Below are 1,012 nucleotides of genomic sequence, written 5' to 3'. Positions count from 1 at the left end.
ACCCCAAGGGGATCGACAGTCTGCTGTCCTCGATCGAGCGCCAGAAGAAGACGATCTTCGCGTCCGGCTGAGCTGAGCGATTACATGACTACCGACACGAACACGAAGAGCCCGGAGGCGGCCGCCGTGCCGCCTTCGGGCCCCGCCCCGGTCACCAAGCGCATCCCGCGGGGGCACAAGCGCCTGCTGACCCGCCGTGACCGCATCACGCTCGGCTTCATGGCCGGCGTGCCCACGATCCTGCACGTGGCCCTGGTCTGGGTCACCGCCCTCGCGTCGATCGCCCTGGCCTTCACCAGCTGGGACGGCATCGGCTTCGACTCCATCAAGTGGGTCGGGCTGGACAACTTCCAGCAGCTGTTCAGCGACAACCCGCAGTTCTGGCCCGCCGTCCAGCACAACGTCATCTGGTTCGTCGTGCTCATCCTGATCCCGACACCGTTCGGCCTGTTCCTGGCCGTCCAGCTGGACAAGAAGATCCGCTTCTCCCGGGTCTACCAGACCGCGTTCTTCCTCCCGGTCGTGGTCTCGCTGGCCGTGACGGGCTTCGTCTGGCAGCTGGTCTACAACCCGGACACCGGCCTGATCAACAGCCTGATCGGGGCCAACAAGCCCGGCCACTACATCGACTGGATCGGCGACCCGCACCTGAACCTGTGGGCCGTGCTGATCGCCGCGTCCTGGCGGCACACCGGCTACATGATGATCCTCTACCTGGCCGGCCTCAAGGGCGTGGACCCCTCGCTGCGGGAGGCGTCCTCGCTGGACGGCGCCAACGAGTGGCAGACGTTCAAGAACGTCATCTTCCCCACCCTGCGCCCCACCAACACCGTCGTCCTGGTCGTCACCATCATCGAGGCTTTGCGCGCCTTCGACCTGGTCTTCGTCTTCAACAAGGGCGCCCAGGGCACCGAGCTGCTGTCCATCCTGATCACCAACAACATCATCGGCGAGTCCAGCCGGATCGGTTACGGCTCGGCGATCGCGGTGGTCCTGCTGGTCATCTCCCTCG

At 65.5% G+C, this 1,012-nt stretch carries 1 protein-coding gene; it reads left to right on the top strand.

Annotated elements, in window-relative coordinates:
- Window positions 1-84: 84 nt before the first annotated feature.
- Window positions 85-1,012: carbohydrate ABC transporter permease (locus ACIBJB_RS47500; RefSeq protein ID WP_398940395.1), on the top strand; the 928-nt coding region annotated here is incomplete at its 3' end.

It is taken from the genome of Streptomyces sp. NPDC050759, assembly GCF_044456945.1.
Lineage (GTDB): Bacteria > Actinomycetota > Actinomycetes > Streptomycetales > Streptomycetaceae > Streptomyces.
The sequence above is the reverse complement of the archived record's forward strand: the minus strand, read 5'-3'. Positions and strand labels throughout refer to the sequence as shown.